The sequence below is a fragment of the Plantactinospora endophytica genome, from assembly GCF_016862915.1.
In the GTDB taxonomy this organism is placed as follows: domain Bacteria; phylum Actinomycetota; class Actinomycetes; order Mycobacteriales; family Micromonosporaceae; genus Plantactinospora; species Plantactinospora endophytica.
This window is the reverse complement of record NZ_BONW01000028.1, coordinates 117,382-139,961: the sequence shown is the minus strand read 5'-3', so window position 1 is coordinate 139,961 and position 22,580 is coordinate 117,382. Positions and strand designations below refer to the sequence as shown.

The following is a 22,580-nucleotide window of genomic DNA, read 5'->3' as shown; positions in this document are numbered from 1 at the left end:
AGCGATGCCGACCCCCGGGCCGGTTCCCGGACAGGCACACCGACGCCGCGATCTTCGCCCGGCGGTACGCCCACCGACGTCGCGTGCGCCGGCGCCAGACAGTCACGCCGACGCTGCGGCTCGGCTCGCAGAGACGGAAGGTTGCCATGACCAAGGCCCTCCTTGCCCCACCCGCCGTCGGTGCGCCCGACGAGCGGGCCGGCGACGAATGGCGGGACCGACCGGCGGCGCAGCAGCCCGACTGGCCGGACCCGTCCGCGTTGCGGGCGGTGGTCCGGCAGTTGGCCGGGCTGCCTCCGCTGGTGACACCCGAGGAATGCGACACGCTGACCGACCGGCTCGGGCAGGTCGCCCGGGGGCGGGCGTTCCTGCTCCAGGGCGGGGACTGTGCGGAGACCTTCGCCGGCACCTCGGCGGCGGCGGTCCGCCGCAAACTGGAGACGCTGCTGCAGATGGCGGTGGTCTTCAGCTACGCGGCGTCGATGCCGGTGGTGAAGGTCGGCCGGATGGCCGGACAGTTCGCCAAGCCCCGGTCGGCGCCGACGGAGACCCGGGACGGGCTGACCCTGCCGGTGTACCGGGGCGACGCGGTCAACGGCGTCGAGTTCACCCCGGAGGCACGCCGACCGGACCCGGGGCGGCTGCACCAGGCGTACCAGGCGTCGGCGGCGACGCTGGCGCTGATCCGGGCGTTCGTTGCCGGAGGGTACGCCGACCTGCGGCAGGTGCACGCCTGGAACCAGGACTTCGTCGCCCGCTCGCCGGTCGGTCAGCGGTACGAGCGGCTGGCCGACGAGATCGACCGGGCGCTGCGTTTCCTGGACGTCTGCCACGTCGACCTGTCCGACCTGCGCACCGTCGAACTGTTCACCAGTCACGAGGGGCTGCTGCTGGACTACGAGTCGGCGCTGACCCGCACCGACCCGCGCACCGGCGGGCGGTACGCCGGCAGCGGCCACCTGCTGTGGGTCGGCGAACGCACCCGGGCGCTGGACGGGGCGCACGTGGCGTACCTGGCCGGAGTCCGCAACCCGGTGGCCGTCAAGCTCGGCCCCTCGGTCGGCGCCGACGAGGTCCTCGGGTACGTCGAGCGGCTCGATCCGGACCGTGTCCCCGGCCGGCTGACCCTGGTGGTCCGGATGGGTGCGAAACGGATCCGGGACCGGCTGCCCGGCCTGGTGCAGGCGGTCACCGCCGCCGGGGCCGAGGTGGTGTGGGTGAGCGACCCGATGCACGGCAACACCATCACGGCGCCGAGCGGGCACAAGACCCGGCAGTTCGACGACATCCTGGACGAGGTCGCCGGGTTCTTCGAGGTGCACCACGGCCTGGGCACCCATCCCGGCGGTGTGCACGTGGAACTGACCGGCGACGACGTGGCGGAGTGCCTCGGTGGCGGCTCGGCGGTGGCCCTGGACGACCTGGGCCGGCGCTACGAGTCGGCGTGCGACCCGAGGCTCAACCGGGGGCAGTCGCTCGACCTCGCGTTCCGGGCCGCCGAACTGTTCCGTGGGCCCCGGGGCACCGCCCGACGGTCCGACCCGGCCGGCACCGCCTGACCGGTCCCCGGGTCGCCGCCCGGTAGACGCCCGTCCGGGCCGCGCAGGTCTCGCACGGCCCGGAGCAGCGTCGTCCTACCAGGGCTTGCTGGTCACGTAGACGTTGTTCCCGCCGAAGACGATCGGGTCGCTGGAGCAGCCGTAGAGGTTGGCGTTGGTCGCCGCGTCGTGCCCCCAGAGGCGGACCCGGACCGGGTTGATGCTGCCCTGCGCGTCCTCGTTCCACCTGTCGCTGTTGTACGAGGTGGTGCCGACCTGGTTCCGGTCGAACAGGCCGTTGGTGCTGCATCCCTCGCTGTCGAACCGCCAGTCGCTGAAGATCGCGTAGGAGCCGGTCCGCCAGAACTTGTTGAGGTCGACGGTGGTGTTGTCCGACCGGTTCCGGGTACGCACCGGGTCGCCCGAGATCAGCTCGAACCGGTTGTTGTAGATCACGGTGTCCTGCGCGTAGTTGGCGACGTAGACCCCGTGCATCGCGGCGGGACTCTCGCTGTTCTCCAGGTTCTGGAAGAGGTTGTTCTCGACGTTGAGCCCGGTGGTGTACGTGGCGTGCACCCCGCCGTACCCGTTGCCGGGTCCGCTCTGGAACTTGCCGCCGAGCCGCCGGAACGTGTTGCCGGTGACGTCCAGCCCGATCAGCCGGTTCCCCGAGCTACCCGCGGCCCGGATCCCGCCGTTGCGGCAGTTCTGGAAGACGTAGTTGGAGACGGTGACGTTGTCGGCGGTGACCGTCATCCCGTACTCGGTGTTGGCGTTGCCGTCGTCGAAGGTGCTGCAGTCGACGGTCACCGCCGCCGCGCCGATCGTGCCGAGGGTGAGCCGGCCACCCGGTGGCGACCAGGTCACCTGGATGGTCGACGCCGCCTGGTAGGTGCCACCGGGCACGAGCACCTTCGCGTTCTTCACGTTCCGGGTACGCAGGACGTCCTGCGCCTCCTCGATCGAGGCCACGGCGGTGCCGGCTGTCCGGCCGGTACGCCGCTCCGCCGCTCCGGCGCCGGTGGCAGCCGCCGGGTCCACGTACACGGTGACGTGGTCGACGGGCGCGGCTGTCGCGGGCAGCGCCGACGGTACGCCCGCGAGTGCGACGCACACCATGCCGGCGGCCGCGAGGGAGATTCTGCGCATGTCCAACTCCTTTGGAACCACTTTCGATCGCCGACCCCGACGGGTCGGCGAGACCACGATGACCACCGATGCACCCGCCCGACAAGGCGATCGCACCCGATCTCGGCCGACATGTATGCATGCATGTATGTATGACCTGCCGGCCGAGCCCTGGCCCCGTGGTGTGGTGCAGCCGCCGGGGTCAGATCCGGGGGCTGCCCCCCAGGCTCCAGGTCGAGTTGCCGTTACCGTCGTTGTCGATGTTGGCAACGACGTTGCCGTCCGCCGTCCAGGTCGTCGTCTTGCCCTTCGCGGCCTGCGCCGTCGTGCACCCCAGTTGGCCGTCGCGGTAGTTGTTGATGGCGGTACGGACGTTGCACGCGGTCTCCCTGATGTCCGCGTCGTCCCGCTCCAGCCGCAGGTTGAGGATGAAGTTCTCGAACGTGTTGTCGGAGATGTTGCCGATGTTGCCCCGGTTCCACTCGACGAGTCCGGTGGCGTAGACCATCCCGCCACTGGCCGTCCGCACGCACAGCAGGACGGTCACCTCCACGTCGAGGGCATTCGGGATGTTGAAGGTCTTGGACGACGGATTGCACGCCGATTCGGCCTGGGCCGCTTGCGGCGAGGCGACGAACAGCCCGAGCGCGACGGCCACGGACACCATCGCCGCACCGATCCTGCCGCCTGCCGATCGAGTCCGCGTACGCCGCCCTGCCTCGCGGATCGCCTGACCATGAATTGCCGCTCCCACTTGCCCTCCTATTGCCTCACCCGGATGCCAAACCGGCACCCATCACTGCCGCATCGACGGAATTCGACCGGCGATCACCAGCGTGTCATCGGTTCGCGGGACCGTCGTTGGCGAGCGCTACACAACCTCTTGGCAATGCGTCCACCCGTCGGTCACGTTCGCCGCCACCATCCACATTGGGTACCTTCGACGCAGGGTCGCCGCGCCGTAGCGGACCGCCCACCTCGCCGCGCCCGACGAATCGGGTGTCGGCCATGGCCGGCGTCACGAAATTACTTGAAGCGGCTCGCCAGGATGGTTGTGGACGGATCGACCAGGGCACACACTGCGACGGGAGACGGGATGATCGAGGCCGCCGCGTTCCGGACCGAGGATCTGCCGGTCGCGGACCGGTTCGGCGTCTGGTGCGAGCGCCTGGCCGACCTGACGGCACCCATGGTGATGACGAGCGACCACGCCGCCGACTACCGGGCGAAGGCGCGGATCCTGCAACTCGGTGCCGCGCAGGTGTGGCCCACGGCGCTGCAGCCGATCCGCTGCCGCCGGACACCGGGACTGGTCCGCCGATCCGCTCCCGAGCTGTACCACCTCTCGCTCGTCCTGAACGGGACCTTCGACATCCACCAGAACGGCGAACACGGCGTACATCGCCGACACGACCTGTACGTCGTCGACATGTCCCGGCCCTTCGACTGTGGCCTCGTCGGTGGCCACCGGCTGGCCGGGATCGGGATGGAGATCCCCAAAGCCCTGCTGCCCCTGCCGGAGAGCAAGGTGGAGAAGCTCCTGGCGCGGCGGCTGCCAGGCAGGGACGGATTCGGCGCCCTACTCGCGGGATTCCTCACCCGGCTCAGCGCGAACGCCGACGGTTACCGTCCGGCCGACGGCCCCCGACTGGGAACGGTGTTGGTCGACCTGATCTCGGCGCTGTTCGCCCACGCGCTCGACGCCGAGCACGAGCTTCCTCCGGGTACCCATCGGCGGAGTCTGACGCTGCGGATCCGGGCGTTCGTCCAACAGCATCTCCATGATCCGCAATTGACCGTCAGCGCGGTCGCCGCTGCGCACCACATCTCGGTGAGCTACCTGCACCGCCTGTTCGAGACGGAGGACGTCACCGTTGCGGCCTGGATCCGCGAGCAGCGCCTGGAGCGGGCACGGCGCGATCTCGTCGACCCCGTACTGCGCACCACGCCGATCCACGAGATCGGACGTCGGTGGGGTTTCGCCCATCCGGCGGCCTTCAGCCGCACCTTCCGCTCCGTCCACGGCGTCTCACCGACGGTCTACCGCCGGAAGCAGTTCCAGCCTGGACCGACGACGTTGCAGTCGCCGTAACAGCTCCTGACTCCTCGGATGCCGGAGTCGGTGTCGGCGTCAGCAGGTGATGGTGCGGGGGTCACGCGTTGTCGAGCACGAACGCCCGCATCAGCTCGGCACATTCGGCCCCGTGCGTCTCCAACAGGAAGTGCCCGCCGTCGTAGATGTGCGCGTCCATACGCTCCAGGGCGCGGTGGTAGGCGAGAACCTCGTCGACGTCGAAGTACGGGTCGCGGCGTCCCCACAGCACGAGCGCGGGCGGCTGGTGTGCCCGGTGGTACTCGGCGATCTTCCCGAACCGGGCGACGTGGTTGGCGTAGTCGGTGAACAGCGCGAACTGCGCGTCGATGTTGCCGGGCCGACTCATGCGCGCCCAGTCGAGATGCCACGACTCGGGTGGTTGCAGCACGCGCAGGCGTTCGGGCAGCCCGGCGAGGTACTGGTCACGGGTGCCGGCGAAGTTCAACCAGTCGGGCAGCTCGGCCCGGCTGTCCTCGGTCGGGTCGGCCCAGTACGCCTTCGCGCTGCTCCACTGCTCGCCGAGGCCGTCCTCGTGCGCGTTGCCGCTCTGCACGATCAGGCCGCGGACACGGTCCGGGGCGCGGGTGGCCAGGTGGTATCCCACCGGCGCGCCGAAGTCGTGCAGGTAGACGAAGAAGCGCTCGATCCCGAGCCGGTCGAGGAGGTTCTCGACCGTCCACGAAAGGTTCTCGAAGGTGTACTCGTACTTGTCGACGGTCGGTGACGAGGACATGCCGAAGCCGGGAAGATCGGGCGCGATCACGTAGCCTACGTCCGCCAATGTCGGCATGACCTCGCGGAAGGTGTGCGACGAACTCGGGAACCCGTGCAGCAGCAGTACTGTCGGCTGATCGGGATGCCCGGCCTCGCGGTAGAACACCTCCAGACCGTCGACGTCGACCTGTCGATGGCGGACCTTCTGGATTGCCTGCATCGCGTCCTCCGTCCTCCTCCTACGTCGGGTGGCGAGGTCATCGGCGGTGACGGCTCAGGGCGCGATGCGCGCGATGCCGACCGGCCGTCGCAGAGCCTCGCCGGAGCGGTGAGTTGTGCATGGCCGAGCGGCACGAGCGCCGACCACACCGCGTCTTCGGCGTACCTGTCGTCGTCGCGTGGCTCCCGCGACGAGTTCGTCGGGTGAGGATCCCATCGCCGCCATGGTCGCACGGGTCGCCGCTCCCCGCCCGCGTCACGGCCCGCCGTCGGTGCCACCGGGCGCGTCCGTCCACGGTTCGGGTTGTCGGAACGCGCTGAGGTGACGTTCGATCCGGTGTACGAACGGCGGCGGCTCCGCCAGCCCGACGACCCGTATAGTCGCGCGGTGGACACGGACCAGGTTCGGCAGGCGTACGCGTCCGTCGCGGACCTCTACATCGAGCTGTTCGGCACACGCGAGCAGGTACACGCCGACGACCTCGCCTTCATCCGGCGACACCTGACGGGTCAACCCGGTACCGTGCTCGACCTGGGCTGCGGGCCCGGGCACCTGACCGACTACCTCCGCTCGTTCGGCGTCGACGCGACCGGAATCGACCTGGTCCCCGAGTTCATCGCCCACGCGCGGGCAACCCATCCGAACGGCAGCCACCAGCTCGGCTCGATGGAGAACCTCGGCGTTGCCAACCACTCCGTCGCCGGCATCCTGGCCTGGGGTTCGTTGATCCATCTGCCGCCGCAGGCTCTCGACGGCGTACTCGCCGAGTTCCGGCGGGCAATGGCCCCGGCCGGAACGTTGGTGCTTGCGCTCTTCGTGGGTGACGAGGTCGCCGCCTTCGACCACAAGGTCGTCACCGCCTACCGCTGGCCGGTCGACGAGTTCTCCGAGCGACTGGCACGAGCCGGCTTCACCGAAGTCGAGCGCCTGCAACGGCCCGCCGAAGGCGCTGCGCGGCCACACGCCGCCGTCGCGGCAACCGCGACCGAAAGCTGAGCCGAGTCGGCGGGTCTCCGTGCACACCGGGAGGACGCCGACCGTCGCGCCGAGCCTCGCGGACCGTTGCGGCGATGGCACCGGTACGGGCCCCGCGTGGCACGCTTCCGGCGCGACGATCCATCGACCCCCGAGGGCGGGAGCGGAACGTGACCGGTGCGGCTCGACCATCCGACAGCGCCGGAGCGGGACCGGCCCGGGCACCGAGGGTCTCGATCGTCGTGCCGGTGCACAACGAGGAGGAGGCCATCGGGCCGTGCCTCGACACAATCCTTCGGCAGACGACACCGGCCGACGAGGTCATCGTGGTGGACAACGCGTCCACGGACGCCACCCGGGACCGACTGGCCGGGTACGCCGATCGGATCGTGCTGCTGACCGAACCCCGGCTGGGTGTGCTGGCCGCCCGCGATCGCGGTTTCATGGCGGCCACCGGTGACGTCATCGGCCGGATCGACGCGGATACCCGGCTGCCGCCGTACTGGGTCGAAGAGGTCCGCCGGCTCTTCGCGGACGACACCGTGGCGGCGGTGACCGGTCCGGTGACCTACTACGACATCCGCCTTCCGGCGGCCCTCAACACGGTGGACCTGGTGTTGCGCCGGGCGTGGACGCTTCCGAACCGGCAGCGGCTCGACTGGGTCTTCGGCGCGAACATGGCGGTCCGGGCCCGGGCCTGGCACGCCGTCCGCGCCGACCTCTGCGACGACCGCCGCTACCACGAGGACCTCGACCTCGGCATCCACCTGCACCGGGCCGGCCACCGGGTGCTCTTCGCCAGCAGGCTGTGGGCAGGGACCTCCGCGCGCCGCTTCCGGAGCCGCCCGGCCGACTTCTGGGCGTACCTGAGGATGACCGACGGCTGCTACGCCAGCCACTCGGGGCGGGTCGGTGGTGCCCGCTACTGGCGGGCCTGGCTGACCACCCGACTGATCATGCTCTGCTACCCGCCGTTCCGGGCGCTGCACCGGGCCCACCCGGCCTACACCGCCGCCCCGCCCCGGAAGAACCCGATGGCGGCGGAGCCGTCGCCCGGGCCGGGCTGAGACCTCCGGGATCACCTGCTCCGAAGTCGCCCGGTCCCGGTCGGTGTCGGGCTGCCCCGGCTGAGCTGGGGTGTTACTTCTGTAGGATGGCGGGGGAATATCTGATTTGCGGTGCTTTCACCTGAAACGATATGCCTTGCCGGCGACGGGCATGCCGCGTCGGAAGGTTCCCCGAAGAAGATGTCGCAAAGGATGTCGAGAACGGTCCGGCTGCTCCGTCTCAGGAGCGGATGCGGCCACCGTGGCCGTACAACGCCAAGGAGATCCGGCATGCCGATCCAGCGGATGGACAACGTCCTCATCGTCGTCGACGACCTCGACGCTGTCATCTCGTTCTTCGTCGAACTCGGTATGGAACTGGAGGGCAAGGGGCCGATCGAGGGGGATTGGGTGGAGCGTGTCATCGGGATCGACGACGTCCGGCAGGAGGTCGCGATGCTGCGCACCCCCGACGGCCACGGCCGAATCGAGCTGGCGATGTTCCACACGCCGAAGGCGATCCGCGCCGAGCCGAGGGACGCGCCAGCGAACACGTTGGGCATTCGTCGTGTCATGTTCGCTGTCGACGACATCGAGGACGTCGTGGCCCGCCTGCGCGCGCACGGCGCCGAACTCGTCGGCGAGCTGGCGCAGTACGAGAACAGCTATCGGCTCTGCTATGTCCGCGGTCCCGAGGGCATCATCGTCGGACTGGCCCAACAGCTCGGCTGACCGCCGCCGAGGGATCGCACACCACCCGATCGCGCCCCGAGATCCGGCCGGCGGCGGCAGATCCGGGTTGCCGGGGGCCCTGCTCCCGATTGGACCGGTCGGCTCGGCGGTCGTGGAAATACTTCGAAACTGGTCGGGACTCTGCCCTACCCTCAGCCGGTGACCAGCGCCGAGGACCTCGACATGCATCAGGACGGAGCCGCTCTCCCCGACCTGCGGATCGGCACGCCGGAGCGGGAGGCCGCCCGCGAGGCCCTCGAGGAACATCTCGCCGCCGATCGGCTCGACCACGCCGAGTACGAGCAGCGGTGGGCGGCGTGCCGGACAGCGCGCTCCCAGGCCGAACTGCGGCAGGTCTTCGTCGACCTGCCCGCACCCCATCCCGACCTTCCCGAACCGCCGGGCCCGCCGTCGGACGACAACGAAGACATGCCGCTCATCGCCGTGGCGATCTGCCTCGCGCTGCTGCTGGGGCTGCCGGTGACGGTCGTCCTCGGCTTCGCGTACGGCATCTGGTGGACCCTGGCCGTGCCGGTCGCCCTCTCCGTGGCGCTGGTCTACGCCGAACACCTGCGAACCCGCTGACCGGGGCATCCCGGTCGGGCAGACCCGACGGCTCAGCCGCGTGCCGCGATCCGGGCAGGACTGGTGAGTTGGCGCAGCGACGGCACCGGTCAGCGGTGTGCCGCGATCCGGGAGGGCTGGTGAGTTCGCGCAGCGACGGCAGCGGTCGCCGCCGTCCGGTACGACGGCGATCGTGATCTCGTCGTGCCGCCGGGCCCACACCTCGCCGGGTCAGGCTTTGATTTCCAGGGCGAGGACGGCGGAACTGACCGTCGTCACGAGCCTTCCCGGCGTGGACAGCAGCACCCACACCTTCCGGTGTACCGGGATCTCCATCTCCTGCCGACCAGTGACCGGATCCCAGATCCTGATGCAGCGATCGCTCCCGCCCGAAGCGATCCGCACGCCCGCCGCGGTGCGGATCTCCGAAACGCAGAACACCCAGTTGTCGTGACCGTCGAAGACCTGCACCGGGCTGTCGGAACCGGAGTCGGGATCCCACAGCCGGACGGTGTTGTCCGCGCTGGCGGACGCCAGCAGGGTTCGGTCGGCCACCAGCACCGTGCAGATTCCCAGCACCAGGCTGTGGTGGCCCTCCCATACCCGCACCGCGTGGCCGGTGCGGGGATCCCAGAGCCGGACCGTACGATCGTCCCCGGCGGAGGCCAGCAGCGTGTGGTCGGGCAGCAGTACGGCGCACACGGATCGCACCGGGCCGTCATGACCCCGCAGGACCCACACCGGTTCGCCGGTGCGGGGCTCCCACAACCGAACGGTGCGATCGTCCCCGGCGGACGCCAACAGCGTCCGATCGGACAGCGGTACGGCGCACACCGAGTGCACCGGGCCGTCATGACCGTTCAGGATCCGCACCGGTTCGCCGGCGTGGGACTCCCACAACCGGACGGTGCGATCGTCGCCGCCGGACGCCAACAGCGTCCGATCGGGCAGCGGTACGGCGCAGACAGATCGCACCGTTCCGCCGTGACCTGCCAGGACGCGTACCGTCGCACCGGTCCGCAGGTGTCGCATCCGGACTCGGTGATCGCTGTCCGCAGTGACCAGGGCCGGCGATCCGCCGATATCGAGCGTGGTCATGCCCCGGCTCGTGACGCTGCGACCGGCAAAGGTTCTGGTTCTGGCTCCCGTTGCCGGATCCCAGAGCGCGACGGTTCCACGGCTGTCGCCGCTGGCCAGCAGTTGCACGCCGGCGACGTCAACGACTGTCAGATCCCACACCCAGCTTTCGACTCCGGCCAGGGCGCGCAGGGGTTGACCGGTCGTCGGGTCCCAGAGCCACACCGAGCGGTCGTCGGCCGCAGAGGCGAGAAGCTGGTTCTCGCCGACCCGCACGGGGCAGACCGCCCAGATGCCACCCCGTTGCCCACGCAGGGTACGGACGAGTTCACCGGTCAGGGGATCCCACAGCCGAACGCTCCGGTCGGCTGATCCCGATGCCAACAGGGTTCGCCCTGCCACCACGATGGTCCTCATGGCACGGATCGACCCGTCGTGCCCCTCGAGGGTGCGTAGCGCGACGCCCAGGTCGGGATCCCAGAGCCGGATCACCCGATCACGGCCGGCTGAGGCCAGCAGGTTGCGGTCGCCGACCGGTACGGCGCGGACGGTCCGGACTTGACCACGGTGGCCACCGAGAACATGAACCGGCTCGCCGGTTTCCGGATCCCAGAGCCGCACGGTGCCGTCGGCGCTGCCGGAGGCGACGAGGTGCCGATCGCCGACCGGTACGTCGCAGACGGCCAGGACCAGATTCTCGTGGCCCTCGAACACCTTCGTGACGGTGCCTGTCGACGGGTTCCACATGCGTACGGTGTGATCGTCGGCCGCCGACACCAGATGGGTCCGGCCGCCGACCACCGTGGTGCACACCTTCGCCACGCCACTGGTGTGGGCCCTGAGTGTCGTTGCCGCCCGGTCGTCCTGTAGGTCCCACAGTCGGATGGTGTAGTCGGCGCTCGCCGAGGCCAGCAGGGTCCGTCCGTCGAGATAGAGCGGGCATACGCCCCAGACGGAATCGGTGTGTCCTTCGTTGGTGACGTCACCGTCATCCGCGAGGCTGGCGGCCCACGACGCCCGGTACGGCGGCGTGATGCCCACCGCCAGCGGTGCGTCGAGCCGTTCGAGCGCATCCGTGACGCTGAACATGGCGGCTCGCTCGGCCGGGACCGCGCGAGCGGCGTGCAGGGTCAACTCCACCAACCGCGCTCGCCTCCTGCCGTCCGGTGTCGTCGCCGCGTCCGCGACTGCGGCAAGTCGGCGCAGGTCGGCATGGAGCAGATACTCGTCGTCGGTGAGGAGGTCGTCGATACGACCGGAGCGGGCCAGATGCAGTGGTAGCGAGCGGAGGAGGTAGGCGGGCGCGTCGGCCCATCCCAGCTGCCGGCCGTGGCCGAGCCAGGACCGCACGATGCGTTGTTCGTCGTCGGTGTCGCGGTTGACATTCCGGCGCCGTCGCAGCAGTGCGTCGTTGAGCGCCTGGTGAAAGAGCCGGTATACGAGTCCGTCGCCGGGGGTGCGCGTCTCCAGCAGGAAGTTCGCGGCGGACGAGCGGGCGAACTCCGCGAGCTGGCTGGCGGTGACCACGGTCTCCAGGGCGCGCAGGCCGAGTTCCCACAGCTCGACCGTCAGGCCCGGGGCCTCCACGTATGCCAGTACGGTCAGGACGCTCTTCGCCGAGATGCCGCCGACCGGTTCCAACCGGTCGAGATAGCGGCTCAGCGCGTCGTCGACCGTGGGCGTGAACATCACCTCGGCCGGAGCGAGCGCCTCGGCGTCGAACATCCCGTGCGCGCGGGCTATCAGACCGGCTATCAGGAAATTGCCCTGGGCCAGCGCGCCGATCCGAGCCGCTACCGGCCGGGCGACGGCGTCTTCGGAGTACGGGCTGCCGGGCCGTTCCTCCCCCGACAACTGCAGGGTCGCCAGGGCGTAGTCGACGAGGTCACGAGGATCGAAGAACGCGACGTCGTCAAGGTCGACGACCTCCGCGCCGTCGGCGAAGGACGAGATGAGGTCACCGTTGTCGTCCCGCCGCCGAGTTCCCACCACGACCTGGACGCCGACGTCGGCGCAGGTTTCGACCAGCGGCTGGATCAGGCCGATGGCGATCAACCGGGCCTCGTCCGGGGTGGCGGCCTCGTCCAGGGCGTCGACCACCAGGTTGAGTCGAGGGTTCGGCTGGCTGTCCAGGGCCTTGTGCAGGGTCGGAGCCAGATCCTCCAGCCGATCCGGCAGCGCCAACGACTGGGCGCGCGCTATCTCGGACGCCACGTCCAGGGCAGTCTTGCCCTTGGCGTGTACCGCGCAGTCGACCGAGCCCTGGGTGGCCCGTACCTCCGCGTCAGCCGGAAGTGTGGGGCCGATTCCGGGGTCGGCGGTGACGACGACCCGTCCGAGTACGGCCGACTTGCCCGCGCCCGGTGCGCCGGTGACGATCAGCACTCGCCGGTCGGGTACCGGACGGTCGAGCCAGTTGGTGATGGTCGTGAGCGCGGCTCGACGGCCCCGGAACCGGTGGCCGCGTTCGCCGCCGGCCGAGACGCCACGAGCCCGGGGAAGCCAGTGTTCCCGGACGGTCGAGTCCATCACCCAGTACCTCTCCCTGTGCCGCTGTCGTGAAGTTCGCTGAGGAGCGATCACAGAAAGTGACCACGTCGTACGCGCGTGGACGAGGGGTCGGGGCAGATGTACGGCAATCTGGTGGAGGGTTGCCGCGCGCCCACCCGGTTGATCGACCGCACCGGGTGTCACGATTCCAGCCACGGCGCCGTAGTCGGGCAGCCACAGACCGGCACCGCTGAAGCCGGGGTCGAGCGGGGACATCGAATCGCTGTGCAGACGTACCAGACCCCAGCCCAGCGCCGCGCCGATCGTGCCGTGGGCGTCTCCGCCGACGTACTCGGCGTCCGGGAAGCCGAAAGTCCACCATCGCCTTCCCCGCAGCGCGGCACCCGGCGGTCGGCGCAGCGTCGCGGGTTTCACGCCGTCGGGGACGGGTTCGGCGAGCCGCAGTAACGCGGTGTTGAAAATGTCCTCCGGTCCGTCGCCGTATATCACCGCTGCGACCTCGCGCCACTCCATGGTCATCGGTTCGGACGTCGGAAAGGCGACCCGCAGACGCACCCGGCCACCACGGCCGGGCTGCGGGACGATCTGACGGCAGGTCAGCACGTGCCATGCGTCCGTCACCACTCCCGCGCCCCGGGGCCGCTCGTCGCCACCCGGGCGGTAGACCGCCACCGACCAGGAGTACTCCGACGGAGCCACCACCTGGCCGGCGGCGGTGCTCTGCGATGCCTGCTCGGAGATGACGGCTATCCCGCTGACGGCGATCGCTCCCGACCCGCGAGCTGTCGCGGTCCCGGTGTGCCCGGCCGAGGCCACATCGTCACGACCCGGTCGCCTGAACCACCCCAGGCCGGTACGTCGGCCCGGGGCCGGCCCCTCAGCTGGGAAAGTCACGGCAGTCCGACAATGGTCGCCGCAGAGACCTCGTCAACTCGATCCCGGTCGATCCGGTCACCGTTGCGGGTCCACTCCGCGCACGATGCCGGTGTTTGCTCTCGATCCCGGTCCCCGAGCGGTTGCCGACCCGGTGTCACTCACCCGCGCGGGCCGGCCGTTGCCACCGGAGCGCAATCCGGTGTTGGCATTGCCTCCGGCTGACGCGACGGCCGGACCGGTGTGCTCGGCCCGGTCGGGACCGGTGACCGGGCTATCCCGGATCGGCAACAGGTGGGGCGCGAACAGGGCGGTGAGAGCCAGCACCATACCCGCCGCACTCCCGACCTTGTCGGCCCTGTCCAATCCGACCCGCGCGAGGTAGCCCACCAACATCAGAATCATCGCGGCGAAGATCACGCGACCGGCCCAAATCCACAAGGAACTACGACGAGGCATTACGTGCCTCCTCCGTCGAAAGGGCGGGGTTTCCCCAAGGGCGATCAAATTGTATGAGGAAAGAGAGATCGACTCATTGGCCGTCCGTGCGGGAAAATCGGTCGACCGGCAGGTGTTCGACGGATCGGCGAGGAATCTGGTGCGCCGGCCGCGCCGGCACGGAGCCGGCGGCTGCGCCAACGGGTCGCACCGTCCGAGCCGCTACCAGATGCCGATGCCGATGCCGATGCCGACGATGCTCGCCGACGAGGTGTCGGGCGGACTGGTACCACTTTGGGGTGGATTGTTCGATCAACCAGGAAACTGGTACTAGCGGAAACTGGTTTGTGATGGAAACCTATTGGCATGACCACTGATCCGGTACCTGCCGGCGCGGACCCCCGCCGGTTACTGTCCGACGTACGCACCCTCGCCCACCGCGTACGGGTCGACCAGCGGGTGACCTGGTTCGCACTGCTGGTGCTGGCCGCGGTGACGTTCGTGGGGATCCCGTTCGATTACTACTTCCTCGTCCTCCGCTGCGTGGGCGACGGCACCGGTTGCCAGTTCTCGCGTCAGGGCGTGCTGTACTACTGGCCCCCGGCGCTGCTGCTGGCGTACGCGGCGATCGCCGTCTGCTACCTGCGCGTCGCCCGCGCCCGAGGTGTGGGCGCCCGGGTGCTGCCGTACGCGCTCACCGGGGTCGGGCTCACCGTCCTGTTCACCGCCGCCTGGATCGCGGCCCGGATGTACTTCCCGACCCACCCGCAACAGTTCCCGGAGTGGGTTCTCGTGCTGGACCGGCTGATCGCACCGTGGGGCACGATCGGGGTGGCGCTGCTGGTGCTGGCCCGGCTCGAACGCAACGTCGGGCTGCTGGTGTTCACCCTCGGATACCTGACGGTGGCGCTGGTACCGATCGACTTCGGCTGGCACTGGCAGGGCCGGGACGACACGGCGTTCCTGCCGCAGCAGATCGTCAACGGCACCGTACTGCTGCTGGGCGCGATCGGCTTCGCGCTGGCCGGCCGGCGGCGCCGGTGACCGCCGAGACGGGGGCACCGGACCCCCAGGTGGCGACCGACCACCCGGTCACCGGGCTGGACGAGGTGGTGCACCAGCGGGTACGACTGGGCATCCTCACCATCGCCCACGAGGCCCGCCGGGCGGAGTTCGGCTACCTGCGCAGCCAACTGGACCTGACCGCCGGAAACCTCTCCAAGCACCTGAGCGTGCTGGAGGCGGCCGGGCTGATCGACGTCGAGAAGGGGTACGCCGGCAAGCGCGGCCGGACCTGGATCACCCTCACCGCCGCCGGCGGCACCGCACTCTCGGACGAGATCAGGCGACTCAAGCAGCTCATCGCCCGCGTCGAGACCACAGATCTCCCGGAAGACGGATGACGGGCGCCGAGCACACGCCGATCGTTCCGTCGACGGCGGTCTCCCCCGCCGCAGGCCGGTCCCGGCCGGGCCGTGACGGGTTGCCGGGCTACGCCGGCCCGGGTCGGGGGCGGTTACCGGGGATATCGTTGAAGGCGGCGTAGAAGCGCCACTGGTCCTTCCGGCCCGCGAAGTTGCCCAGCCGGATCCAGGAGCCGTCGTCGAAGGTGATGGTGAACGGGAAGACCACCAGCCGGGTCGCGCCGTGGTGTGCGTCGATCCGGACGATGTGCCGCCGGTCCAGGCTCCACGACAGACGCGGCCTGCGCGTGTCGGGCCCTCCGTCGACGGGACGCTGCCCCATGTCCAGCAGCAGGTGCAGGTGGGTGTCGGTGACCGCGAACGCGCCGGCACCCACTCCACGCTCCTCCTGGGCGTGGCGGACGAGGAACAGCAGCAGGCTTCCGGCCGAGCTGGCGAGTTCGCCGCTGAAGACGTACCGCCATTTGTAGGCGATTTCGGCCAACTGCTCGGCGAGCGGTCGGTGACGACTGAGCCGGAACATCGCCCGGAACGCCTCCTGCTCGGCGGTCAGCGTCAACGGCACCTGCCGCTCCTCGTCCGCCTCGGACTCGGGCCGCTCCGGCGTGCCGGCGTCGCCCGTACCCTGCACCGCCTGCTGGGTCGCCGTCGTGGCGAGTCCGATCGGGAGCATCACGAACTCGGCCGCCCGCCGAACCGGCCAGATCACCGCCTCGACCCAGAGCACCGGGTTGACGATGTTGAGCAGACCGAACAGCACCCGGGGGTCGAACGTCTCGGCAAGCTCCTTGGTCATGCCGTCGACGAACTGGCTGCCCGCCTTGTGCAGCTCGGGCAGCCGGAAGGTCGAGAGACCGACGTACCGGAGGTTCTGGCCGGGCAGCAGCGGCTCGACCAGGACCCGCTCGGGGTCGTCGCGCTGCGCCTCCGCGAGCTCCTCGCGCAGTTCCCGGGCTTTGTCTCCGAGAGCCTTCGCGCCCCTCATCCCCGACTCGGCCATTCGACCGAGCCGGTCCCATCCGCCGCGCAAGACGCCTCCCCCGTTGGGCCGCCGTCGGACTGGGCCCGTTGTCACTCGACCATATTGTGGTCGATCCGCCGAGGCCGGTCACCCACCCGCCCGGCCGATCCCGTGCGGGCGCTTTCGACGGGACCGGTGCGGACGCTGGCCGCCGGACGTTCGTCACTTGGCGGTCGTAGCTCTGCGGTGGCGGGTCGGAGGATGTGGGCGCTGAGGGCGGCGACCACGCAGAAGGCCGCGGGCAGGAAGAACGTGTGGTTCAGCGGCATGAAGTGGGTGAGGGGTCCGATGACGGCGGGCCCGGCGAGCACGCCGAGGTAACCGAGGCCGGCGACGCGGGAGACGTTGGCTCCGGCGGCGGTGGGATCGGCGTGGCCGGCCGCGCTGAAGAGTTGCGGAATGGTGCCCGACAGTCCGATACCGAACAGTGTCCATCCGGCGATGGCCAGCGGGATCGACGGTGCGACCGCGACCGCTACGAGGGCGAGTGCGGCCAGTGCCGATCCGTAGCGGACGATGGCGACGGGGCCGAAGCGTGCGGCGACGCGATCGGTGAGGAGCCGCCCGATCGTCATGGCGGTGGCGAAGGTGCCGTAGGCCAGGGCTGCGGTGGCGGCGGGTGCGTCGAGTACGTCGCGCATCGCCAGCACGCTCCAGTCGTTGGCGACGCCTTCGCTGAGCATCAGCATGAGGGCGAGGGCGGCGAGTGCCCAGATCCGCAGCGGCGTGGTCCGCCAGGTGCCGGCCCTGCCGGTGACGCGGTCCGGTGTGCTGGCGGCTGCGCGCCCGGACAGGAGTGCGGGTGCCGCGACCGTGGCCACGGCGAGGGCGAGCAGGCTGACGACGCCGAGGGTGGCTGTGGTGCTCCAGCCCCAGCCGAGGGTCCGCGCGCCGACCAGCGCGGCGAGGACCCCGCCGATGGAGAACACGGCGTGGAACGCGGACATGATCGGGCGCCGGTACCCGGCTTCGACCTGTACGGCGTGGGCGTTCATGCTGACGTCCAGGCTGCCGTTGCCGACGCCGAACACCAGTAGGGCCACGCCCAGCGTCCACGCGTTCCCGGCGAGCGCCGGCAGGACGAGCGCCGCGGAGCACAGTGCCGCGCTCAGCGGTACGACCCGGCGGGCACCGAACCGGTCGGTGAGCGGCCCGACCAGTTGCATGCCCACGAAGGCACCGGCGCCGAGCAGCAGCAGGAGCCAGCCGAGTACGGCATGGCTGATCCCGACCCGGTGTTCGATGGCAGGGATATGGACGATCCAGACACCCAGGACGAAACCATTGAGGGCGAAGTAGGCGAAGGTGGCCAGTCGAGCGCTCTGCAAGGATCTCGTCATGGCTCCGAACGTATCAAACGTGTTTCTTGTTTGAATAGTTGTCCTTCGAACGTTGCTGGTGTTCAATCGACGGCATGGCGAGCGCGGACCGACACCGACAGATCACCGATGCCGTACGGCAGACCGGGCAGCGCAGCGTGACGGAGCTGGCGGAACTGACCGGCACCTCGGAGATGACCGTCCGGCGGGACCTGGAGATCCTGGCCGAACAGGGCCTCCTGGAGCGTTACCGTGGCGGGGCCAGAAGCTTGCTGCTGCGCGGCGAGGAGCCGCCGTTCGCGCTCCGTGAGCACGACGGCCTGGAGATCAAGCAGCGCATCGCCGCGGCGGTGGCCGACATGATCGCCGACGGCGAGGCGGTCGTCGTCGACAGCGGCACCACCTGTCTCGAAGTGGCCCGCGCCCTGACCCACCGCCGCCTGACCGTCATGCCGCTGTCCCTGCACGCGGCCAACGCGCTGGTCGGTGCGCCCCAACTGAAACTTCTGCTGCCCGGCGGGGAACCACGCCCCGGCGAGCTGGCACTCACCGGCCCCCTGGCGGAGGCGTCGCTCGCCGCACTGCGCTTCGACACCGCGATCATCGGCTGTTGCGGCCTGACCGCCTCGGACGGCCTGACCGCGTACGACCTGGCCGACGCCGCGATCAAGCGTGCCGCGATCGCCTCGGCCCGGCGCGTCATCGCCGTCACCGAGGCGGCCAAGTTCTCCCGCACCGCCCTCGCCTTCGTCGCACCGGCATCCGCGCTGCACGGCGTGGTGACCGGCGACGACGCCCCGGACGACGAGACCGACGCGCTGGGCGCGGCCGGCGTCGTCGTACGGAGGGTGTGACCGATCGCGGACACGTGCTCCTCGACCTGTTCGTCAACCCCGCCCTCGCCGTCACCCGGCGCCCGCTCGCGGACGCCCTCCGGTCCGCCCGGACCCGACCGTGGCCCGCTCCGCCTCGCCGGCCCGCCCGGTCAGCTTGGAGTTCGACAGGTACGCGACGAGCGCGACGAGCAGTACGACCGTGCAGACCGCGCCGATCAGGCGGAGGTCCACCCGGATCGAGCCGCTGGTTCCCTGCACCATGAGCCCCAGTACGGCGACCCCGAGTGCGCTACCGAACTGGCGTACCGAGCTGAGTGCCCCGCCGGCCACGCCGGAGATCTTCGCGTCCACCGCGCCGAGCAGCCCGGCGGTGATCGGCGGGACGCAGAGCCCGACCCCGAACCCGAGGAACGCCGCGTTGGCGGAGACCCAGCCGACGTGGTCGGGCCGGACGCAGATGAGGAGGGTGCCGGCGAGCTGCACGGCGAGGCCGGCGGTGACCGTCGCCCGGTCGCCCAGTGCCCGCCGGGTCCGCTCCACGATGGCGGACGAGACGCCGCAGGCGACCATCATCGGCAGGAACAGCGCCCCCGCCTGGAGGGGGGTGAATCGGTGGGCGCCGCCGTAGTACAGGCCGAGGCAGTAGACCAGGCCGAAGTTCACCACGCTGATCGCCACTCCGGCGATCGCGGCGGACTGGAACACCCGGTGCCGCAGCAGGGACGTCGGCAGCACCGGATCGGCCGCCCGTCGTTCGAACAGGAAGAAGGCGACGAGTCCGCCCGCGGACAGTGCCAGCAGGGTCACCGGAAGGTGCCATCGGGCGGCGTCGACCCCGTCGCGCAGGAAGATCAGGCCGCCGATCAGCAGGCCGGACGACACGACGTAGAGGGACTGCCCGAGAACGTCCATCGCCCGCTTCGGGACGGGTGGCCGCCGCTCGCCGCGCTGTACCTCCGGCAGGATCAGCCAGGCGGCCAGCGCGACGACCGGAATATTGATCATGAAGACGCTGCGCCAGCTCAGGAACTCCACGAGGGCACCGCTCACGATCGGCCCCGCCGAGATGGCCACCGATGCGGAGAAGGTCCACAGGGCGATCGCCTGCCCCAGTTGTCTCGCCGGGACGCTGGAGCGCAGCACCGCCATCGCCGACGGCATGCACAGGGCGGCGCCGACACCCTGGACGACGCGCCCGACCAGCAGGAGTGCGAAGTTCGGGGCGGCCGCGTCGATCAGCGAGCCGACTCCGAAGACGACGACGCCGCCGAGGTAGACCCGCGCCGGGCCGAACCGGTCAGAGAGCGCGCCGCCGGAGAGCATCAACGTGGCGAACGGAATCGTGTACGCCACGGCCGTCCAGCCGAGTGACGCGGTCGGCACGTCCAGTCCGCGCTGGATGACCGGTAGGGCGACGTTGACGATGGTGACGTCGAGTGAGATCAGGAACATCAGGGCGCAGGCGGAGACGATCGTCCGGTGGGCGGATGCCGGCGCCTCGACCTCCTGCGTGTGCAGCATGCGTTCCCTCTGCTATGCCTCGACGCGGCGCAGCTCGTCGCGCAGCGCCTCGGCGATCCGGGCCAGCGGCTCCGGCCGCATCATCTCGTGGTGCGGCGCGGCGACGACGTGCGTGTGCAGCGATCCCGTGACGAAGGGTCGCCAGGCGGCGGGTCTCAGCTCGGCGGTGTCGGGGTGCCCGGTCGCGCTGAAGAACAGCACGTCCCCGTCGAACCGGGGCGGCTCGTGCTGCTCGGCGAGTTCCGTGTGGTGCGCGAGCACGGTGGCCAGCTCGGCGACCCGGGCGTCGTCCACCTCGGACAGCGCGGTGCCGTCGACGTGCAGGCGGCGTACGGTTGCGAGGTCCGGTGCGGGTGTGCCGGCGGGCGAGCCCGGCGACCTGCCGGCGTACGGGTAGCTGTCGATCAGGGCGAGCAGCTCGACCCGCTCACCCGCCTCGGCCAGCATCGCCGCCATGGTGTGCGCCACGTTCCCGCCGAACGACCAACCGGCGAGCAGGTACGGGCCCTCGGGGCGTACGTCCCGGATCCGCTCCAGGTAGTCCCGCGCCATGTCCCGCAGCGCCGGCGCGAGCCGGGTCGGGTCCGAGACCGCCCTCGCCTGCAACCCGTAGATCGGCACCCCCGGCAGGTGTCGGGCGAATCCCGCGTAGCACCAGCCCAGTCCGATGCCGGGATGGACGAAGAAGACCGGCGGCCGGTCGCCGTACGGCTGGATCGGCAGCAGCACGTCCTCGGTGGCCGGTACGGCGTCGGTGTCGATCAGCTCGCCGAGCCGCGCGACGGTCGGCGCCTGGAAGAGGTGGCCGACGGAGAGCGCCGCGCCGAGCGCGGACCTGATCGCGCCGACCAGGCGTGCGGCGGACAGCGAGTGCCCGCCGACGGCGAAGAAGTCGTCGTCCACCCCGACCCGGTCGAGTCCGACCGCCTCGGCGAACAGGCCGCAGAGAACCGCCTCCACCCGGTTCGCCGGCCCGCGCCCGGACGGCAACGGCGCGCGGGCCGGGGCGGGCAGCGCCGCGCGGTCCAGCTTGCCGTTGCGGGTGACCGGCATCGAATCCAGGAACACGACGTCGTTCGGCACCATGTACTCCGGAAGCCGGGCCCGCAGCGCCGCACGTAGTTCGGTCGTGAGCGTAGCGGCGTCCGCAGGCGGCTCGTTCGGTACGACGTAGGCGACCAGCCGGTCCTCCCGCGCCACCACCGCGGCCTGTTCGACGGTCTCCTGGTCGCCGAGCACCGTGACGATCTCGCCGGGCTCGATCCGTACCCCCCGGATCTTCACCTGGTCGTCGGCGCGGCCGAGGAACTCCAGGACACCGCCGGACGTCCAGCGGGCGATGTCCCCGGTGCGGTACATCCGGGCACCGGCCGGGCCGAACGGATCGGCCACGAACCGTTCCGCGGTCAGGTCCGGCCGTCCGACGTACCCCCGGGCCAGTTGCACGCCTGCGATGAACAGTTCGCCCCGCACCCCGACCGGGACCGGACGCAGCAGCGGGTCGAGCACGTACAGCCGGGTGTTCCACACCGGAGCGCCGATCGGGACCGACGTGGTGTCCACGGTCGGCACGCAGTCCCAGCAGGTCACGTCGACCGCCGCCTCGGTCGGCCCGTAGAGGTTGTGCAGTGGCACCGGCAGCGTGTCGAAGAACCTCTCCACCAGCGGTACGGGCAATGCCTCACCGCTGCACACGACCCGCCGGAGCCCGGTGCACTTCGCCGCCCCCGGGCTCGACAGGAAGACCTGCAACATCGACGGTACGAAGTGGACGACGGTCACCTCCTCGGCCTGGATCACCTCGGCGAGGTAGTCCGGGTCGCGGTGCCCGCCGGGACGTGCGACGACGAGCGTGGCGCCCGTCAGCAGCGGCCAGAAGAACTCCCACACCGACACGTCGAAGCCGAACGGCGTCTTCTGTAGTACGCGGTCGTCGGCGGCCAGGCCGAACGTCGCCTGCATCCAGGCGAGCCGGTTCACGATCGCGTCGTGCGGCACGACCACGCCCTTGGGCCGCCCGGTCGACCCGGACGTGTAGATGAGGTAGGCCGGGTGTCGAGGCAGCAGCGGGGCCCGCCGAAGGTCTCCGCTGGACGGCGACCGCCCGGCGAGGCCGGCGACGACCGCCTCGTCGTCGAGCAGCACCCGGGCCGCACCCGCGGGCAGCGCCGCCTCGGTGTCCCGGTCGGCGAGTACGACGACGGGGGCGGCTTCGGCCAGCATCAGCGCGATGCGGTCGGCGGGCTGGTCGGCGTCGACGGGCAGGTACGCCGCACCGGACTTGAGCACCGCCACCAACGCCACCACGAGATCGGCCGAGCGCGGCAGTGCGACCCCGACGAACCGCTCGGGCCCCGCCCCGTGGTCGAGCAGCAGGGCGGCGAGCCGGGTGGCTCGGGCGTCGAGTTCCGCGTACGAGAGCCGCTCGCCCTCGAAGAGCACCGCATCCGCGTACGGCGTCCGGGCCACCTGCCGTTCGATCAACTCCGCAAGCGTCGCGGGTGGCACGTCGACAGCGGTGTCGTTCCACTCCCCCAGCGACGGTGCG

General features: G+C 70.5%; 18 protein-coding genes and 2 pseudogenes. 10 read left to right on the top strand and 10 right to left on the bottom strand.

Annotated elements, in window-relative coordinates; all coding sequences use genetic code 11:
- Nucleotides 1–146: 146 nt before the first annotated feature.
- Nucleotides 147–1,559 (top strand): class II 3-deoxy-7-phosphoheptulonate synthase, encoded by a 1,413-nt coding sequence (locus tag Pen02_RS26625; protein WP_203868842.1) that lies wholly within the window; start codon nt 147–149, stop codon nt 1,557–1,559.
- Between the two features lie 75 nt (nt 1,560–1,634).
- Here Pen02_RS26625 and Pen02_RS26620 read toward each other — a convergent pair whose 3' ends face one another.
- Nucleotides 1,635–2,687 carry a right-handed parallel beta-helix repeat-containing protein gene (locus Pen02_RS26620; RefSeq protein ID WP_203868841.1) on the bottom strand — a complete coding sequence of 351 codons (1,053 nt, stop codon included), beginning with the start codon at nt 2,685–2,687 and terminating at the stop codon, nt 1,635–1,637.
- 181 nt (nt 2,688–2,868) lie between these two features.
- Nucleotides 2,869–3,333: a hypothetical protein gene (locus Pen02_RS26615; RefSeq protein ID WP_203868840.1), complete on the bottom strand. Its 465-nt coding sequence runs from the start codon at nt 3,331–3,333 to the stop codon at nt 2,869–2,871.
- A 429-nt stretch (nt 3,334–3,762) separates the two neighbouring features.
- On the opposite strand from Pen02_RS26615, the gene Pen02_RS26610 reads away from it, so the two are divergent.
- Nucleotides 3,763–4,758 carry an AraC family transcriptional regulator gene (locus Pen02_RS26610; RefSeq protein ID WP_203868839.1) on the top strand — a complete coding sequence of 332 codons (996 nt, stop codon included), beginning with the start codon at nt 3,763–3,765 and terminating at the stop codon, nt 4,756–4,758.
- Between the two features lie 61 nt (nt 4,759–4,819).
- Here the strand turns inward: Pen02_RS26610 and Pen02_RS26605 are convergent, their stop codons facing one another.
- A complete protein-coding gene (locus Pen02_RS26605; RefSeq protein WP_203868838.1) occupies nt 4,820–5,695 on the bottom strand; it encodes an alpha/beta fold hydrolase in 876 nt (291 codons plus the stop codon).
- Between the two features lie 387 nt (nt 5,696–6,082).
- Here Pen02_RS26605 and Pen02_RS26600 point away from each other — a divergent pair, with 387 nt between their 5' ends.
- From Pen02_RS26600 to Pen02_RS26585, 4 genes are all read left to right on the top strand, one after another.
- Nucleotides 6,083–6,691: a class I SAM-dependent DNA methyltransferase gene (locus tag Pen02_RS26600; protein ID WP_203869126.1), complete on the top strand. Its 609-nt coding sequence runs from the start codon at nt 6,083–6,085 to the stop codon at nt 6,689–6,691.
- Between the two features lie 149 nt (nt 6,692–6,840).
- Nucleotides 6,841–7,737 (top strand): glycosyltransferase family 2 protein, encoded by an 897-nt coding sequence (locus tag Pen02_RS26595; protein ID WP_203868837.1) that lies wholly within the window; start codon nt 6,841–6,843, stop codon nt 7,735–7,737.
- Between the two features lie 270 nt (nt 7,738–8,007).
- Nucleotides 8,008–8,448 (top strand): VOC family protein, encoded by a 441-nt coding sequence (locus tag Pen02_RS26590; RefSeq protein WP_203868836.1) that lies wholly within the window; start codon nt 8,008–8,010, stop codon nt 8,446–8,448.
- A 159-nt stretch (nt 8,449–8,607) separates the two neighbouring features.
- The gene (locus tag Pen02_RS26585; protein ID WP_203868835.1) at nt 8,608–9,033 is read left to right on the top strand and encodes a DUF1707 SHOCT-like domain-containing protein; all 426 of its coding nucleotides are present in this window, start codon (nt 8,608–8,610) and stop codon (nt 9,031–9,033) included.
- Between the two features lie 210 nt (nt 9,034–9,243).
- On the opposite strand, the gene Pen02_RS26580 is transcribed toward Pen02_RS26585, so the two are convergent.
- Together Pen02_RS26580 and Pen02_RS26575 are read right to left on the bottom strand one after the other, a co-directional pair.
- Nucleotides 9,244–13,416, bottom strand: coding sequence for a hypothetical protein (locus Pen02_RS26580; protein ID WP_203868834.1), 4,173 nt, complete (start codon nt 13,414–13,416; stop codon nt 9,244–9,246).
- Nucleotides 13,417–13,551: 135 nt separating this feature from the next.
- A complete protein-coding gene (locus Pen02_RS26575; RefSeq protein ID WP_203868833.1) occupies nt 13,552–13,893 on the bottom strand; it encodes a hypothetical protein in 342 nt (113 codons plus the stop codon).
- 88 nt (nt 13,894–13,981) lie between these two features.
- On the opposite strand from Pen02_RS26575, the gene Pen02_RS26570 reads away from it, so the two are divergent.
- From Pen02_RS26570 to Pen02_RS26560, 3 genes are read left to right on the top strand one after another with little or no spacing between them, the layout of a single operon-like run.
- Nucleotides 13,982–14,245 (top strand): hypothetical protein, encoded by a 264-nt coding sequence (locus Pen02_RS26570; protein WP_203868832.1) that lies wholly within the window; start codon nt 13,982–13,984, stop codon nt 14,243–14,245.
- Nucleotides 14,246–14,277: 32 nt separating this feature from the next.
- Nucleotides 14,278–14,955: a hypothetical protein gene (locus Pen02_RS26565; RefSeq protein WP_203868831.1), complete on the top strand. Its 678-nt coding sequence runs from the start codon at nt 14,278–14,280 to the stop codon at nt 14,953–14,955.
- Nucleotides 14,952–15,314 (top strand): transcriptional regulator, encoded by a 363-nt coding sequence (locus Pen02_RS26560; protein WP_203868830.1) that lies wholly within the window; start codon nt 14,952–14,954, stop codon nt 15,312–15,314. Before Pen02_RS26565 ends, Pen02_RS26560 begins: the two co-directional genes overlap by 4 nt.
- Before the next feature lie 88 nt (nt 15,315–15,402).
- Here the strand turns inward: Pen02_RS26560 and Pen02_RS26555 are convergent, their stop codons facing one another.
- Nucleotides 15,403–16,320, bottom strand: a complete 918-nt coding sequence (locus Pen02_RS26555) for a hypothetical protein (protein WP_203868829.1) — start codon at nt 16,318–16,320, stop codon at nt 15,403–15,405.
- Between the two features lie 86 nt (nt 16,321–16,406).
- Nucleotides 16,407–17,696 (bottom strand): MFS transporter, encoded by a 1,290-nt coding sequence (locus Pen02_RS26550; RefSeq protein WP_203868828.1) that lies wholly within the window; start codon nt 17,694–17,696, stop codon nt 16,407–16,409.
- Between the two features lie 74 nt (nt 17,697–17,770).
- On the opposite strand from Pen02_RS26550, the gene Pen02_RS26545 reads away from it, so the two are divergent.
- Nucleotides 17,771–18,529 carry a DeoR/GlpR family DNA-binding transcription regulator gene (locus tag Pen02_RS26545; protein WP_203868827.1) on the top strand — a complete coding sequence of 253 codons (759 nt, stop codon included), beginning with the start codon at nt 17,771–17,773 and terminating at the stop codon, nt 18,527–18,529.
- 51 nt (nt 18,530–18,580) lie between these two features.
- On the opposite strand, the gene Pen02_RS26540 is transcribed toward Pen02_RS26545, so the two are convergent.
- The 3 genes and pseudogenes from Pen02_RS26540 to Pen02_RS43235 all read right to left on the bottom strand — a co-directional run.
- Nucleotides 18,581–20,032, bottom strand: a complete 1,452-nt coding sequence (locus Pen02_RS26540) for an MFS transporter (RefSeq protein ID WP_203868826.1) — start codon at nt 20,030–20,032, stop codon at nt 18,581–18,583.
- 12 nt (nt 20,033–20,044) lie between these two features.
- Nucleotides 20,045–20,971, bottom strand: a pseudogene (locus Pen02_RS43240) (thioesterase domain-containing protein); the annotation flags it as partial.
- A gap of 72 nt (nt 20,972–21,043) precedes the next feature.
- Nucleotides 21,044–22,510, bottom strand: a pseudogene (locus tag Pen02_RS43235) (amino acid adenylation domain-containing protein); the annotation flags it as partial.
- Nucleotides 22,511–22,580 lie beyond the last annotated feature (70 nt).